The sequence below is a fragment of the Microbacterium alkaliflavum genome, from assembly GCF_044325405.1.
Lineage (GTDB): Bacteria > Actinomycetota > Actinomycetes > Actinomycetales > Microbacteriaceae > Microbacterium > Microbacterium alkaliflavum.
Window position 1 is genome coordinate 364,191 of the sequence record NZ_JBIQWL010000003.1, and the last position, 13,428, is coordinate 377,618.

14 protein-coding genes are annotated in these 13,428 nt (G+C 69.8%); 7 read left to right on the plus strand and 7 right to left on the minus strand.

Annotated elements, in window-relative coordinates:
- Positions 1 to 392 precede the first annotated feature (392 nt).
- The 3 genes from ACH3VR_RS10680 to ACH3VR_RS10690 form a co-directional block, all read right to left on the minus strand.
- Positions 393 to 1,160 (minus strand): TIGR02391 family protein, encoded by a 768-nt coding sequence (locus ACH3VR_RS10680; protein ID WP_396640769.1) that lies wholly within the window; start codon positions 1,158 to 1,160, stop codon positions 393 to 395.
- A gap of 338 nt (positions 1,161 to 1,498) precedes the next feature.
- Positions 1,499 to 1,771, minus strand: a complete 273-nt coding sequence (locus tag ACH3VR_RS10685; protein WP_396640770.1) for a hypothetical protein — start codon at positions 1,769 to 1,771, stop codon at positions 1,499 to 1,501.
- Positions 1,772 to 1,841: 70 nt separating this feature from the next.
- The gene (locus tag ACH3VR_RS10690; RefSeq protein WP_396640771.1) at positions 1,842 to 2,162 is read right to left on the minus strand and encodes a hypothetical protein; all 321 of its coding nucleotides are present in this window, start codon (positions 2,160 to 2,162) and stop codon (positions 1,842 to 1,844) included.
- 293 nt (positions 2,163 to 2,455) lie between these two features.
- Here ACH3VR_RS10690 and ACH3VR_RS10695 point away from each other — a divergent pair, with 293 nt between their 5' ends.
- Complete coding sequence (locus ACH3VR_RS10695; protein ID WP_396640772.1) at positions 2,456 to 2,929, plus strand: hypothetical protein; 474 nt, start codon at positions 2,456 to 2,458, stop codon at positions 2,927 to 2,929.
- 593 nt (positions 2,930 to 3,522) lie between these two features.
- On the opposite strand, the gene ACH3VR_RS10700 is transcribed toward ACH3VR_RS10695, so the two are convergent.
- A complete protein-coding gene (locus tag ACH3VR_RS10700; protein ID WP_396640773.1) occupies positions 3,523 to 3,714 on the minus strand; it encodes a hypothetical protein in 192 nt (63 codons plus the stop codon).
- A gap of 220 nt (positions 3,715 to 3,934) precedes the next feature.
- Here ACH3VR_RS10700 and ACH3VR_RS10705 point away from each other — a divergent pair, with 220 nt between their 5' ends.
- Positions 3,935 to 4,186, plus strand: coding sequence for a hypothetical protein (locus ACH3VR_RS10705; protein WP_396640774.1), 252 nt, complete (start codon positions 3,935 to 3,937; stop codon positions 4,184 to 4,186).
- A gap of 44 nt (positions 4,187 to 4,230) precedes the next feature.
- On the opposite strand, the gene ACH3VR_RS10710 is transcribed toward ACH3VR_RS10705, so the two are convergent.
- Both ACH3VR_RS10710 and ACH3VR_RS10715 read right to left on the minus strand, forming a co-directional pair.
- Positions 4,231 to 6,570, minus strand: a complete 2,340-nt coding sequence (locus ACH3VR_RS10710) for a hypothetical protein (RefSeq protein ID WP_396640775.1) — start codon at positions 6,568 to 6,570, stop codon at positions 4,231 to 4,233.
- Between the two features lie 172 nt (positions 6,571 to 6,742).
- Entirely contained in the window at positions 6,743 to 8,065 is a 1,323-nt protein-coding gene (locus tag ACH3VR_RS10715; protein WP_396640776.1) for a bifunctional o-acetylhomoserine/o-acetylserine sulfhydrylase, read from the minus strand.
- 148 nt (positions 8,066 to 8,213) lie between these two features.
- On the opposite strand from ACH3VR_RS10715, the gene ACH3VR_RS10720 reads away from it, so the two are divergent.
- Both ACH3VR_RS10720 and ACH3VR_RS10725 read left to right on the plus strand, forming a co-directional pair.
- Positions 8,214 to 8,987 (plus strand): SDR family oxidoreductase, encoded by a 774-nt coding sequence (locus tag ACH3VR_RS10720; RefSeq protein ID WP_396640777.1) that lies wholly within the window; start codon positions 8,214 to 8,216, stop codon positions 8,985 to 8,987.
- A gap of 6 nt (positions 8,988 to 8,993) precedes the next feature.
- Entirely contained in the window at positions 8,994 to 9,860 is an 867-nt protein-coding gene (locus ACH3VR_RS10725) for an alanyl-tRNA editing protein (RefSeq protein WP_396640778.1), read from the plus strand.
- A gap of 203 nt (positions 9,861 to 10,063) precedes the next feature.
- Here ACH3VR_RS10725 and ACH3VR_RS10730 read toward each other — a convergent pair whose 3' ends face one another.
- Positions 10,064 to 11,560, minus strand: coding sequence for an MFS transporter (locus ACH3VR_RS10730; RefSeq protein WP_396640779.1), 1,497 nt, complete (start codon positions 11,558 to 11,560; stop codon positions 10,064 to 10,066).
- Between the two features lie 37 nt (positions 11,561 to 11,597).
- Here ACH3VR_RS10730 and ACH3VR_RS10735 point away from each other — a divergent pair, with 37 nt between their 5' ends.
- From ACH3VR_RS10735 to ACH3VR_RS10745, 3 genes are read left to right on the plus strand one after another with little or no spacing between them, the layout of a single operon-like run.
- A complete protein-coding gene (locus ACH3VR_RS10735; RefSeq protein ID WP_396640780.1) occupies positions 11,598 to 12,110 on the plus strand; it encodes a phosphoribosyltransferase in 513 nt (170 codons plus the stop codon).
- A 4-nt stretch (positions 12,111 to 12,114) separates the two neighbouring features.
- Positions 12,115 to 12,807, plus strand: a complete 693-nt coding sequence (locus tag ACH3VR_RS10740) for a uracil-DNA glycosylase (RefSeq protein ID WP_396640781.1) — start codon at positions 12,115 to 12,117, stop codon at positions 12,805 to 12,807.
- A gap of 10 nt (positions 12,808 to 12,817) precedes the next feature.
- Positions 12,818 to 13,426, plus strand: a complete 609-nt coding sequence (locus ACH3VR_RS10745) for a GNAT family N-acetyltransferase (protein WP_396640782.1) — start codon at positions 12,818 to 12,820, stop codon at positions 13,424 to 13,426.
- The last annotated feature ends 2 nt before the right edge of the window (positions 13,427 to 13,428 follow it).

Below are 13,428 nucleotides of genomic sequence, written 5' to 3' on the forward strand. Positions count from 1 at the left end.
CTCAGGCTCCCATTCGTGTCGGGCTGTTAACGAGGGTATCCCGAGGGTTACGCGCGACGGCGCCTGTTACGGGGGGCGACTGCGCGGGCCACGGCGCTAGCCTGAGAGCCTCGCCGGGCCGGCCCGAGGCGGATGGGAGGCCCAGAGTGTGGCAGGCAGGCAGGCAACGGCAAGCGGGAGCCTCGACGCGCAGGCGTGCGAGTACCTCGACCGGGTCAACGAATCGGCGGAGTTGGCCGGGCTGCGGAGCGGCTGGGACCCGCAGGGGGAGAGACCGCATCGCGACCGCGTGGACATAACCGACCGGCCCGACGAGTGGGCGCCGTACCAGCGCGCGCGGCGCGAGGCCTTCGTCTCGCGGGTAGCCGAGTTCAGGCGGCGCGGGCTAATTGTTAGCGAGGGGGAAGAAGAGGCGAATGACTCTCGACGCTCCCCGGATTGGAGGACGGTGACTTATCTACGGAAACAACCTCAGCGCGGTCGATCCAGCGCGCAAGAAGGCTGAATCCCGCTAGAGCTTCGAGCGCTTCCGCCTCGCTCATGTCATGGTCCTCCTCGGCAATGTGGTTGATGGGGTTTCGCACAGCGGAGTACAGCCCCTGGCCCAGCGCGCTGGCGCCGAGGTGGACGTCCTTGAAGTGGTCGGGGTTGCTCTTGTCGGTGAGCCTGAGTCGAGGCCGACCAGGTGCGGGATCCGTGATGCCAAAGACCTCTTGCAGGAGCTTGCTCTCGCCTATCTCCGGCCGGGCAACCTTGCGTTGCGTGCGACTGTTCACGTTGATCGAGGCGGCCCAAAGAGCGGCGCGGTGGTTGCCGCTCTGCCAATGTGGCATTGCGGCGTCCCATACCCAGGGATGAAGGCCGTGCGCGTTGATCGTAGGTGCCGGGGGGGCGTCGAGGCCGAGCTTTTCGCGTACCGAGTCGCCCTGCGTCAATTCCCAGACGAGCCGCTCTGCGAGCGCGGGGTTCACATAGAACCGGCTGCCCTCGTAGACCGCGCGTGAAATCGCTTCGACGATGAGTTCTGCGTTCCGGAGCTCTTCCGCCGATCCACGGGCGCGCGTCTTTCGGTTGTGAGACTGTTCTTCCTTCGGGAGCGGTACTCGCTCCTTGAGATGCAGATAGTTGCGAAGCTGCTCGAGGGCCCACTCGACGTCCATGAATTGGACACTATCGGCCGGCGCCGACGGTTCCGGCGCAGCGCCGCTGCCCGGCCCGCAAAACCTCGAAAAGCCTCCGCCCCTCAAGGCGAGGGGGCCCGGGCCGATGTGTTGATTAGTGCGTTGGCGATGGGCCCTTGGGGTCGAGCGAACAGTGCCTTCGCGCCTACGGTGCCTTCGGCAATTCAATATTGACGGGCTCGTAGTCAGTCTCGAGGTACGTGATGAATGCGGCGGCGCTCAGATCATCCATCGGGCGAGTGCATGCGACGCGCGGTAAGTTCAGTGTTGCCTTGTCCGAGCCCGCCGCCGTCGTTTCTCCAGCCATACAGCTTGTTTCAGCCGTCCAAGAGTGCAGGGTGCAGGTCTGGTCGGAGCCTCTTGAGATCACCAAGGGCGTCGCTGAGATTCCTGGCGCCTGTCACACAACGGGCGGCCGATTCGTCGGCGAAGACCGCCTCACGCGCGGCCTTGAGCGGCCTCGGCGGCACGCGATTGCTCAAGTCGCGAATGGCCTCCTCGAGGTGACGGCGGGCTGTGTCGAAGGAGTTCAGGCTTTCTAGCGCGACGTCCACGGCTTTAACCTCGACGGCGTCACCGATGTCATCCATCGCGCCTCTGCGCATGCGGTGGTCGACTCGGTAGCGCTCAAAGACGGCGTTGACGCGAGACTTGAACGTGTTAGCGAGTGTTTGCCCAGGAGAAATCACGCCCACGCCGGGACCCCAACTTGGGACGGCGGCGGAGGGGGGTGCGGGTCTTCGCCCCAGCCAGGGCGTTGTAGAGCGCTTCGAGAGCGTCGGCGGTGTCCGCCCAGTCGACGCCCGCAATATCGATGTGGAGCCGCTCGAAGGCATCTTGCTGGTACTCCTCGGCCGGCCGTCCGAGCTGGTCCCCGTAGTGATCCGTGTAAAGACGTCGGAGCGCGGCGAGCCAGATGGCGTGCTGCGCACTCTGGTGAGCCTCCTCGAACGTCTCGTAGATCGCGTTCCAGAGTCCCACGCGAGTGTCGTCGTCCAGCGCGCGAAACTGGCGCTCGAGTCTCACGGCAGGGCGAAGACCATATCGCTCGGAGTATGGGATGCGACCAGGCGAATCGGGCATGTTGCGAGTGCATCGGCGGCTGGGTAGGGACAACGCGGAACGGCGCCTGCTGCTCGAGGGCGCGCGCGGGCAGGGAGTGGGCGGGCGGCAAAAGCAGAGGCCATGCGGATCGACGGGGACAAGCTATGCCGCCCCGGGAGCCGAACGGGAGGGGTCGGGTTGAAACCGAACGGGGCCGATAGGGTCTCCCCATGGGAACCTCAGGTGCGCCGGGAGCATTCTGGGGCGCCGTCGCTCAGATTGCGCCCGTGCTCGCGCTGACCCTCGTTCTTGAGGCTCGCGTGGCAGTAAAGAAGTGGCATGATGCGACGCCCAAGTCGTTGAAGGTCTCGCAGGGGATCGTGTACGGCCTCGCCGGCCTCGGGGCCGTCGTCGTAATGCAGGATGCGTTGCAACGCCTTGTGAATTCGGACCAGTTCGGGCTGGCGCCGACCGCCGTTCTTTGGATCGTTGGCGGAGTTGCCGGGATCGTCATTCTCGGGCCTGTGGTGACGGCGTTCGCCGATCCGTACGAGCCGCCCCAAGAGGTAACCCTCGTAGCGGTGCGCTCCGAACAACCGCGAGAACTGTCGGCGACAAGCGCAGCCGAAGAAGCTCACGAGAGCGAAGCGCCGGCTCAGACGGTTGAGGCAGGAGAAGGCGGGCCCGCCCACCTTGAGCATTAGGTGAGCGGGCCGTGCGCGCCGCGCCGGATTCCCGTCCGACCGTGCGCTCACCTCGCCGGGTTCCTACGCAACAGGTGCTCACGCCACGCGGGGAAAGAGTGACCCGCGGCGTACTCTCGCCGCGCCTGCACACACAAGCCGCGAGCACTCTGCCGCCCGCTTCGATGACGGGTGATGGCAGAGGAGTGGAAGGGGACGCCGCGCAACGGTTCCCAGCCGTGCCGCGTCCTCTCGCGGGCGCCCTTGCTAAAGATGTGGGCGCGGCGCGAGCTACTCGCCCGAGGGCGAGAGCGCGGGGGCCCTAGGCGGCACGCTTGCGTGCTCGGGCGGCAGATTGCTCACGACGGACGGCGGCATCCTCGGCGCACGGCGGGCAGTAGCCGGGCGTGGTGCGCGGGCTCGTGGTGGGGCGGGACTCGTCGCACGAGCCGCACACGACGATGTAGCGAGCGCGGGCTCGGGCCTTGGGGCAGGTGGCTTGCTGACGGCGGGCGAAGCGGGCGGGCGACCTTGCCGCGCTTTGGCCGGCGTCGCGTCGGGCGAGGCTCGCGCGGGCGACGAGGGCGCCGTGTGAGCCATACGGGCCTCGGGCGTCATGTGGTGCCATTGAAGGCCGCAGACGGTGCGCTCGTGGTCGTAGCCTCCGCCTTCGCCGATACGGACCAGTCGGCGCCGGATGGCGAGGCGGAGCCGATAGCGCGCGCTTGGTCGAGGCTTGCCATGGCGTCAGCGACGTCGGCGGGGAGCGCCTCGATGGCCGCGTCGATGGCCTCGTCAACGCTCACGAGGGGACCGCCTCGAGGCGGTAGCCGTGGCCGGCGATGAAGTCGCGAAGCTCTCGGATGCTTCCCGCGTTGGGGCGCATGAGGAGCGACGAGGCCATGTGCAGGGCATATGCGACCAAGCCGCATGCCGTGAGGAGGATCGGTCCATTCTCGCCCGTCGGTCTCGCGTGGGGCGTCGTGTTACAGCCGGTGCGTCATCTCGGCGTGAGAACATGCCCGCATGTCCAGCGCCGAACCGTTCATGCCCGCCCATGAGCCGCCCCCGCCCAAGCCCGACACCGATCGCGACATCGACACCGACGTCGACGTGTTCCCGGGCGACGCGGGCAAGGAGGTGCCGGACGGCCCGGCCGTGCATCCCGAGGCGCCGCTTCCGCCGTTCCGCCGACCTGTCGCCGGCGCGCATCTGACCCACGATCAGCTCGCCGAAGAGCTCGGAGCCGACGAGACGGGCGCCGAGCAGCCGGAATGAGGGATGCCCCGGACCAGTCCGGTCCGGGGCATCCCTTCCGACCGTCAGGCCTCGAGCGAGAAGCCGAACAGGTCGCGGTTGCGCCACGGGCCGCCCGGCGTGATCGTGCGGTCCTGCGCCCACAGCGTGAGCACGTAGCCGCAGGCCGCCATGATGCTCGTGTCCAGCTCCCACGTGCCGTTCGCCGTCGTCGTGATGGCCGGGAACGCGGTCGGGCCCGAGAACGTCGGCAGCGCGCCCAGAGCCGAAGACGCCGGCTCGAGCTCGAACCAGATCTGCGACAGGTGCTGATCGGACACGTCGTACGTGCCACGCAGCTTGTCGCCGATCTTGAACCGCCTGCAGGGGCCGGTCGGGTTCACCGTGCCGTCGGCGTGCTCGACCTCGGTGATCGCGAGCGTCACAGCCGGAGCCGTCTCGTCGAGGCGGATCGTGACCGTCGTGCGGATCGTGCCGTCGGAGCACTGCAGGATCTGCGCGGGGTACACCGTGCCGCCGGCATCCTTCGACACCACCTCGATGTCCCACATTCCGGCGCCGAGCGCGATCGTCTGCCACGGATACAGCACGTCGCCGTACACCGTGCGATAGCCCGCGCCCGCGAGGTTGCGGTCGACGAGGTACGGGAAGAACCCGTCGGCGTCCGCCGTCTGCAGCTGGCTGTACGCCTCGGGGAAGGTCGTGCCGATCCATCGCGTGCCGCTCACCCAGAAGGGATCGCTGAGGGTCGTCCACGAGCCCGTCCCCGACGGAGCCACCCGCACCCGGTACCGCATCTGCGGTGCCGCGACGTCAGGCGCATCGGGGATGAAGCCCGAGATCGTCACGACGCCGCCGAACGGGCTGTCGCCGCCTGTCGTCCGGCCATCGGACTGGTCGACGTCGCAGACGCTCACGCCGCTGACGAAGTCGAAGACGGGGCGCAGCGGCGACAGGGCGCCGACGGGCAGCTGGATCGTCGTCTCTTCGCGGTTGCCCCACGTCGGCACCCAGTTCGGGTTGCCGGCGGGCGGCGGAGTGCTCCAGGACAGGATTGCGCGCACCTTCGGCTCGACCGGTCCCTCCGCGCAGTCGCGTCGATGAGCGGTGGATGCCAGGGGCAGGTAGACGGCGAACCGCAGTCCGCCGTCGGGCACCGCCTCGTCGTGCACGACGACGCCGGCCGTCCCGACGTACGACCATCCGCCGCCCCAGTCGATCCAGAACGCGACGTACTCGACGCTGCCGGCCGTGCACGGGCCGCCGCTGTAGCCGTTCGGCTTCTTCACCGTGAGCACGCCGACGAGCGCGTCTTCGACCGGGTCGTAGCCGACGCATCCCAGCTCCTCGTACGACGTGTCGCCGTCGGTCTTGAGCAGCGTGGCGATGATCGCGGAGAGGTCGATGTCCTTGAGCTCGGGGATGCCGAAGATCGGCGGAAGCTTCGGACCGGGGGCCGAGGGCGGAACCGGCGGGACGGGGCCGACGGGTCCGACGGGGCCGACGGGTCCAAGGGGCGGGATCGGTCCGAGTCGGCCGATGCCGCCGTGGGTCAGCGGTCCGACGGGGCCGACCGGCACGACGGGCGGAACGGGCACGACGGGCGCTATGCCGATGCTCGCCTGCCCGGCATCCACCCCGATCTGTTCGAAGAGCGCCGGCGCGAGGAACCGGTGCGGTGCGACATCCGTCCCGGCGTACGTCTTCGCGAGCTCCGCCACCGAGAGGGCCGCGGCGGGCTTGAGGCTCACAGGTGCGTCGGGGTCGATCTGCGCGAGCACGGCCTCCGGCAGCTTGATCTTGGTCGACTCGAGGAACTCCGACCACGGCGGGAGCTTGCTGGTGCGCGGTGCGACCGACACGGTCACGACGTTGCCCCACACGGGTGGGAAGTCGGGATCGCCCGCCGTCGGCGGGACGTTCCACGACAGGATCGCGCGGACCAGAGCGGGCCGCGCGAACAGACACCAGTAGTGGTGCAGCGGCGCGACGACGTTGACGGCGAAGTCGAGCGGCCGCGTCCCCGTGGAGTCGTGGACGCCGAACGAGTCCATGCCGGCATCCGTCCAGGTCGCGCCTCCGTCGTAGCTGACGAAGAACCTGACGTATTCGCGCGTGCCCGCGCTGCACAGCGCGCCGCCGTACCCGCCGGTCTGGTTGATGCGCACAACCGCTTCGAGCTGATCGATCGTGGGGTTGAGCCCCACGCAGGTCACCTGTTCGAACGTCGTGCTGAAGGCCAGCTTCTCGACCACAGGGAACGGCGTGTCCGGCGCCGTGCCGAAGTAGTTCGGATTCGCGAGCAGCAGAGCCTTGGCGTTGCCGCGCAGCCCGAGCTCCTTCGCTCCCACCTTCGTGACCCGACCGTTGATCGGCTGGGGTTTCGTGTCGCCTCCGAGTGACATGTCCGCCTCCTCGTCCAGGGCGCAGCGGGATGCCGCACCGTACAGGAGGAAGAGGGATGCCGGAGCCGGGCTGATACACGACGCCAGGCGCTCGATGCGGACCCGCCGGGAACGACGGATGCCCCGGACCGGTGCGGTCCGGGGCATCCGCCCTGGTGCTCGTTGCGGCGGATCAGGCGCGAGCGGCCTCCGAGACGCGACGCGCGGCGCCGAGTGCCTGCTCGAGGTCGGCCTTGAGGTCCTCGATGTTCTCGAGGCCCACCGAGAGGCGCACGAGGCCCGGCGTGACACCGGTCGTGAGCTGCTGCTCGGGGGTGAGCTGCGAGTGGGTCGTCGACGCGGGGTGGATGACGAGCGAGCGCACGTCGCCGATGTTGGCGAGGTGGCTGAACAGCTTGAGGCTGTTGACGAACTCGCGACCGGCCTCGACACCGCCCTTCAGCTCGAACGACAGGACCGCGCCGACGCCCTTGGGCGCGTACTTGTTGGCGGCGGCGTACCACGGCGACGTCGGCAGACCCGAGTAGTTGACCGAGGCGATGTCGGGGTGGTTCTCGAGCCACTCCGCGATCTCCTGCGCGTTCTGCACGTGGCGCTCGATGCGCAGCGACAGCGTCTCGATGCCCTGGATGAGCAGCCATGCGCTCTGCGGCGAGATGGCGGCGCCGAGGTCGCGGAGCAGCTGCACGCGCGCCTTGATGACGTAGGCCAGGCCGTCGCCGACCGCGGCCGTGTACGAGGCGCCGTGGTACGAGGGGTCCGGCACCGTGAGGCCGGGGAACTTGTCGACGTTCTTCGACCACTCGAACGTCCCGCCGTCGACGATGACGCCGCCGATGACCGTGCCGTGGCCGCCGAGGAACTTCGTCGCCGAGTGGATGACGATGTCGGCCCCGTGCTCGAAGGGCTTGATGAGGTACGGCGTCGCGATCGTGTTGTCGACGATGAGCGGCACGCCTGCGGCGTGGGCGACGTCGGCGACCGTCTGGATGTCGAGGACGTTGATCTTCGGGTTGCCGATCGTCTCGGCGAAGAAGAGCTTCGTGTTCGGGCGCACGGCGGTGCGCCACTCCTCGGGGTCGTCCTGGTTCTCGACGAACGTCGTCTCGATGCCGAGCTTGGCGAGCGTGTACTTGAACAGGTTGTAGGTGCCGCCGTAGATCGAGCTCGACGAGACGATGTGGTCGCCGGCCTGCGCGATGTTGAGCACGGCGAACGTCTCTGCCGCCTGACCCGACGCGACGAGGAGGGCTCCGGTGCCGCCCTCGAGGGCCGCGAGACGCTGCTCGACGACCTCCTGCGTGGGGTTCATGATGCGCGTGTAGATGTTGCCGAACTCGGCCAGCGCGAAGAGGTTCGCGGCGTGGTCGGTGTTGTCGAAGACATACGACGTCGTCTGGTAGATCGGGGTGGCACGAGCCTTCGTCACCGGGTCGGGCTGTGCGCCCGAGTGGATCTGCTTGGTCTCGAAACGCCAGTTCTCGGGTGCCGTCATGACTGCTCCTGCGGGTCTGTGGGGGCTGCGGCGGGCACCGCTGCCTCGTCCGAGGTTAGATTCCGGCATCGCGGGCGACAACGACCGGGAAATGTTACGTAATCGAGCGCGGCGCGGGCGGGAGGGGCATCCGGCTACCGTGGATGCCATGACACGACGTGCACTGGTGACGGGAGCGAGCTCGGGGATCGGCGAGGCGACGGCGCGGGCGCTGCGCGCCTCGGGATGGGATGTCGTCGCCGTCGCGCGGCGCGCCGACCGGCTCGAGGCGCTCGAGGCAGAGACGGGAGCCGTCGCCTTCGCGGCCGACCTCACGAGCCCCGCCGATGTCGAGGCGCTGACCGCCTGGCTCGAGGAGACGGGGCCGCTGCACGCCTTCGTGCAGGTGGCGGGCGGCGCGCGCGGCACCGACCGGGTCGAGGACGGCAAGCCCGACGACTGGCAGTGGATGTTCGACGTCAACGTGCTCAGCACGCAGCGACTCGTCGCGGCGGTGCTGCCGCTCCTGCGTCGCGCGGCGACCGGCGGCGGCCACGCCGACACCGTGTTCGTGACCTCGACGGCGGCGCAGACGGCCTACCCGGGCGGCGGCGGGTACAACGCGGCGAAGGCCGCGGAGGCGATGATCGCCCACGCGCTGCGGCTCGAGCTCAACGGCGAGCCGATCCGAGTCGTGGAGGTCGCGCCCGGCATGGTCTACACGGAGGAGTTCACGCTCAACCGCCTCGGCGGCGACCGCAACGCGGCCGAGAAGGTCTACCAGGACGTCGAGGCGCCCCTCACGGCCGACGATGTCGCCGACGTCATCGCCTACGCGCTGAACGCCCCGGGCCACGTCAACCTCGACCTCATCACGATGCGCCCCGTCGCCCAGTCGGCGCAGCACCTCCTCGCGCGCGGTCCGCTGCGCCCGCGCGACTAGACCCCGATGAGCCTCTCCGACGGAACCGTCGTCACCTACCCCGCCGGCGCGACGACGTCGACCGGCACGGTCGCCGGGGTGATGGATGCCGGTGGCGGGCGCACGGCGATCGTGCTCGACGCGACGGCCTTCCACCCCGTCGACACCGCCTGGCCCGATCAGCCGGCCGACCGCGGCATGCTCCGGGTCGGGGACGCGGTGTACGACGTCGTCGATGCCGTGATCGGCGCGACCCAGGGTGACGGACTGCTCCTCGGGCCCGACGTGCCCGTGCGCACCGGCACCGAGGGGTGGACGTTCGTCGTCGCGCACCTCGTCGAGGACTCGGCCATCGCCCTCGGTGACCCCGTCGAGGTCGAGGTCGACGCCGCGTACCGCGCCGCGCTGTCGGCCGGTCACACGGCGTGCCACCTCGCCTCGCTCGCGCTCGACGCGGCGCTCGCCGAGGCGTGGACGAAGCCCGCGCCCACCGACGCGCTGGGTGCGCCGGCCTTCGACTCGCTGGCGATCCAGGAGTCGCGCATCGTGCCTGACGGCTCGCGCGACGTCTATCGCGTCGGCAAGTCGCTGCGCAGGAAGGGCTTCGACCCCGCGGTCCTGGACGACGTCGCGTCGATCGCGGCCCGCGCGAACGGGCTGCTCGCCGCATGGATCGCCACCGGCGCGCCCGTCCACGTCGAGGCGCCCGGCGAGACGCTGGCAGCGCGCCGATCGTGGGTGTGCGCCCTTCCCGGCGGCGAGGCGCGCATCCCGTGCGGCGGCACGCACGTCTCGTCGCTCGCCGAGCTGCGGTCGGCGGTCGTGTCGCTGGAGGCCCACTCGGTCGAGGGCGGTCTCGAGCTCGTCATGACGACGGCGGCCGTCCGCGCCTGACAACGCCCTCGGCGGCGCCGGACCCGTCCCGCATCTCGGCGGGCTGTGACGACACGCCGTCGTCGCGGGCCTCCGACGCCACTCCCGTCGCATCGAGCCGAGCTACGGCACGCCGGGCCCGCGCCGCGTTCCTCGCAAGGTGAGGCTCCGACGCTTCGACAAGCTCACCGGCCGGGTCTGTGTCATCCCGGCCGGCGGAGGGGTCAGACGATCTGGGCCTCGGCGGCGGCCGCCTCGCCCTCCGTATCGGCGAATGCGACCTTGGGCACGAAGAACAGCAGCGCCGCCGCGAGGAATCCGCCGCCCGCGCAGATCGCCCACACCGTCATGTAGCCGCCGAGCGACGCGGCGGTCTGGCTCGCGACGGCGCCCGCGCCCGTCGCGAGCACGACGCCGAAGACGGCCGACGCGAACGTGCCGCCGATCGTCTTCGTCGTGTTCGTCAGGGCCGAGGCGATGCCGGTCTGCCCGCGCGGCGCGGCGGCCGCGGCGGCCGCGGGAAGAGCGGCGACCAGGGCACCGCACCCGATGCCGGCGATCGAGAGGTTGAGCAGCACCTGCCAGAGCTCGACGTGGAACGGCAGGAACAGCGCGTATCCGACGCCGACGAGCGCGCTCGCGACGATGAGGATGACGCGGGGGTTGGCCCGGCGTGAGGTGACGGCGAACAGCACGGCGCCCACGATGAGCGACACGAGGTAGACGCCGATGACGTTGGAGCGGGCCGTGGCATCCAATCCCAATCCGTACCCGAGCGAGGAATCGGTGCCCGCGTACGTCGACAGCGCGCCCTGCGCGCCGAGCAGGCTGATGCCGATGAGGAACGCCGTCGCCTGCACGGGCCACATCTCGGGCCGCCGCAGCACGCGGATGTCGATCGCGGGATCGTCCTGGCGCAGCTCGTAGCGGACGAACCACCAGAACACCGCCGCTCCCGCGCCCAGCAGCCCGACGACCCACCACCAGGCGGCAGGTCCCAGCCCGAGCGAGCCGATCATGCGCATGTAGACGAGCGCTCCCGTGACGAGGAGGAGTCCCCACGCGAGGATCACGAACCCCGCGGTGTCGAGCGAACGGCCGGGCAGCGGCTCGGACTCGGGCACACCGAGCCAGATGACGACGGCGATGATCGTCACCGCGATCGCCGGCACCATGAGCGTCACCGCGAGATCGCCGCCCGTCGCGGTGAAGACGCGTCCCGCCGCGAGCGCCCCGAGGATGGCGCCCGCCTCGAGCGCCACGACGAGCAGGCCGGCCGCGCGGCGCGTCATCGAGACGCCGTGATTGCGCCGGCGGCCGCGCTCGAAGATGAGCGCGATCTCGAGCGGCAGCCACACGACGTAGAACCCCTGCAGCGCCCACGCGATGAGGAAGGTCCAGAAGTTGCCGGCGAAGACGAGCCACCAGGATGCCGCGGCCGTGACGATCGCGGCGATGAGGAGGATCTTCTTGTGCCCGTACATGTCGCCGAGCTTCGCGAGCACGGGCAGCACGAGCGCCGACAGCAGCAGCTGGGCGGCCTCGAACCAGTTGACGTCGGAGTCGTGGATGCCGAGCTGCTTCACGATGTCGCTGAACAGCGGCACGTAGTACCCCTGCAGGATGCCGCTCGTGAGCTCGACGAGGACGAACCATCCGATGAGGCCGGCGGTGATGCCGAGGGCCGAGCCGCGCAGGCGCTCGGTGGGCGACGATGACACGAGGGGAGGATACTCCCCACGGCCTAGGCTTACGGGCGTGACGGATGCACCTGTGGAGCGCGAACGACTGACCTGGGACGGCTTCGGTGAGGCGTGCCGCGATCTCGCCCGGGCGATCCTGGCCGACGGTTTCGTGCCCGAGGTGGTCGTCGCGATCGCCCGCGGCGGGCTGCTGCCCGCGGGCGCGATCGCCTACGGCCTTGGCGTCAAGAACTGCGGCGCGATCAACGTCGAGTTCTACACCGGCATCGGCACGGTGCTCGACGCCCCCGCGGTGCTGCCGCCCGAGCTCGACATGAGCTACCTCGGCGGCCGCCGGGTGCTCCTCGTCGACGACGTCGCCGACAGCGGCCGCACGCTCGACCTCGCCGTCGGGCTCCTCCGCGATCGCGGCGCCGACGTGCGCTCCGTCACGATCTTCACCAAGCCCACGACGGTCATCGACCCCGACTACTCCTGGAAGGCGACCTCGCTGTGGATCGACTTCCCGTGGTCGTTCCAGGGCTCGGTCGTGGAAGAGGATTCCCGCGCCGTGGAGAGGTCGGCGTAGCGGCATGGCGATGACGCTCCCCGAGCTCGCCGACGCGGGGCTCATCGACCCGGGGTGGGCGACGGCCCTCGCGCCCGTGGCTCCCGACATCTCGGCGCTCGGCGAGCGCCTCCGCGCCGAGGTCGCGGCCGGCCGGCACTACCTCCCCGCGGGTGACCGCGTGCTGCGGGCCTTCCAGAGGCCCCTCTCGGATGTCCGCGTGCTCATCGTCGGGCAGGACCCGTACCCCACGCCGGGGCATCCCATCGGCCTGTCGTTCGCCGTCGACCGCGAGGTGCGCCCGCTCCCGCGGAGCCTGTCGAACATCTACCAGGAGCTGGGCGCCGACCTCGGCATCCCGCCGGCCGTCCACGGCGACCTGTCGGGCTGGAGCGACCAGGGCGTCATGCTCCTGAACAGGGTGCTCACCGTCGCACCCGGCTCGCCCGCGTCGCACCGCGGCTGGGGCTGGGAGAAGGTCACGGAGCACGCGATCCGCACCCTCGCGGCACGCGACGAGCCGCTCGTCGCGATCCTGTGGGGGAGGGATGCCGCCAACCTGCGTCCGATGCTCGGATCGACCCCGATCATCGAGTCGCCCCACCCGTCGCCGCTGTCGGCGAGCCGCGGATTCTTCGGCTCGCGGCCGTTCTCCCGCGCCAACGCGCTCCTCGAGCAGCAGGGAGCGGCCGCGATCGATTGGGCGCTGCCCGCGTAGGCTGGGCCGCATGCTGGAGGAGGAGTACGAGAAGACGCGTCGACGTCTCCCGCTCCACCTGCGCAAGCCCGAGACCGAGCGGCCGTTCTCGTTCACGATCCGCCCCGTCGAAGACCGCGACATCCCCGACATCCGCGAGATCTACAACTACTACGTCACCAACTCCGTCGTGACCTTCGACGAGAAGAAGTGGACGCTCGCCCAGTGGCGGTCCAAGCTCGAGCACCTGCGCAAGCTCAAGATGCCGTTCATCGTCGCCGAGGCGCCGACCGGGCAGATCCTCGGCTACGCGCTCGTGCAGCCCATGTCGACCAAGACCGCCTACCGGTTCTCGGTCGAGAACTCGATCTACCTCGGCCAGGCGGCGACGGGCAAGGGCCTGGGCCGCGCGCTGCTGGAGGCGCTCATCGCGGCGTGCGAGGAGGCCGGCATCCGCGAGATGGTCGCCGTCATCAGCGACAAGGGGGCCGAGGCATCCGTCGCCCTGCACGAGAAGCTCGGCTTCGTCGAGGTCGGGCGCATGGGCCGGGTCGGGTTCAAGTTCGGCCGCTGGCTCGGCACGATCTACCTGCAGAAGAGCCTCAAGCCCGTCAAGAAGAAGGGGCTGTTCAGCCGCTGACG

Coding starts and splice junctions, on each gene's coding strand:
- ACH3VR_RS10720 (WP_396640777.1), top strand. CDS start 8,214: ATGACACGACGTGCACTGGTGACGGGAGCGAGCTCGGGGATCGGCGAG.
- ACH3VR_RS10710 (WP_396640775.1), bottom strand. CDS start 6,570: ATGTCACTCGGAGGCGACACGAAACCCCAGCCGATCAACGGTCGGGTC.
- ACH3VR_RS10695 (WP_396640772.1), top strand. CDS start 2,456: ATGGGAACCTCAGGTGCGCCGGGAGCATTCTGGGGCGCCGTCGCTCAG.
- ACH3VR_RS10705 (WP_396640774.1), top strand. CDS start 3,935: ATGTCCAGCGCCGAACCGTTCATGCCCGCCCATGAGCCGCCCCCGCCC.
- ACH3VR_RS10745 (WP_396640782.1), top strand. CDS start 12,818: ATGCTGGAGGAGGAGTACGAGAAGACGCGTCGACGTCTCCCGCTCCAC.
- ACH3VR_RS10715 (WP_396640776.1), bottom strand. CDS start 8,065: ATGACGGCACCCGAGAACTGGCGTTTCGAGACCAAGCAGATCCACTCG.
- ACH3VR_RS10685 (WP_396640770.1), bottom strand. CDS start 1,771: ATGGATGACATCGGTGACGCCGTCGAGGTTAAAGCCGTGGACGTCGCG.
- ACH3VR_RS10740 (WP_396640781.1), top strand. CDS start 12,115: ATGGCGATGACGCTCCCCGAGCTCGCCGACGCGGGGCTCATCGACCCG.
- ACH3VR_RS10725 (WP_396640778.1), top strand. CDS start 8,994: ATGAGCCTCTCCGACGGAACCGTCGTCACCTACCCCGCCGGCGCGACG.
- ACH3VR_RS10680 (WP_396640769.1), bottom strand. CDS start 1,160: ATGGACGTCGAGTGGGCCCTCGAGCAGCTTCGCAACTATCTGCATCTC.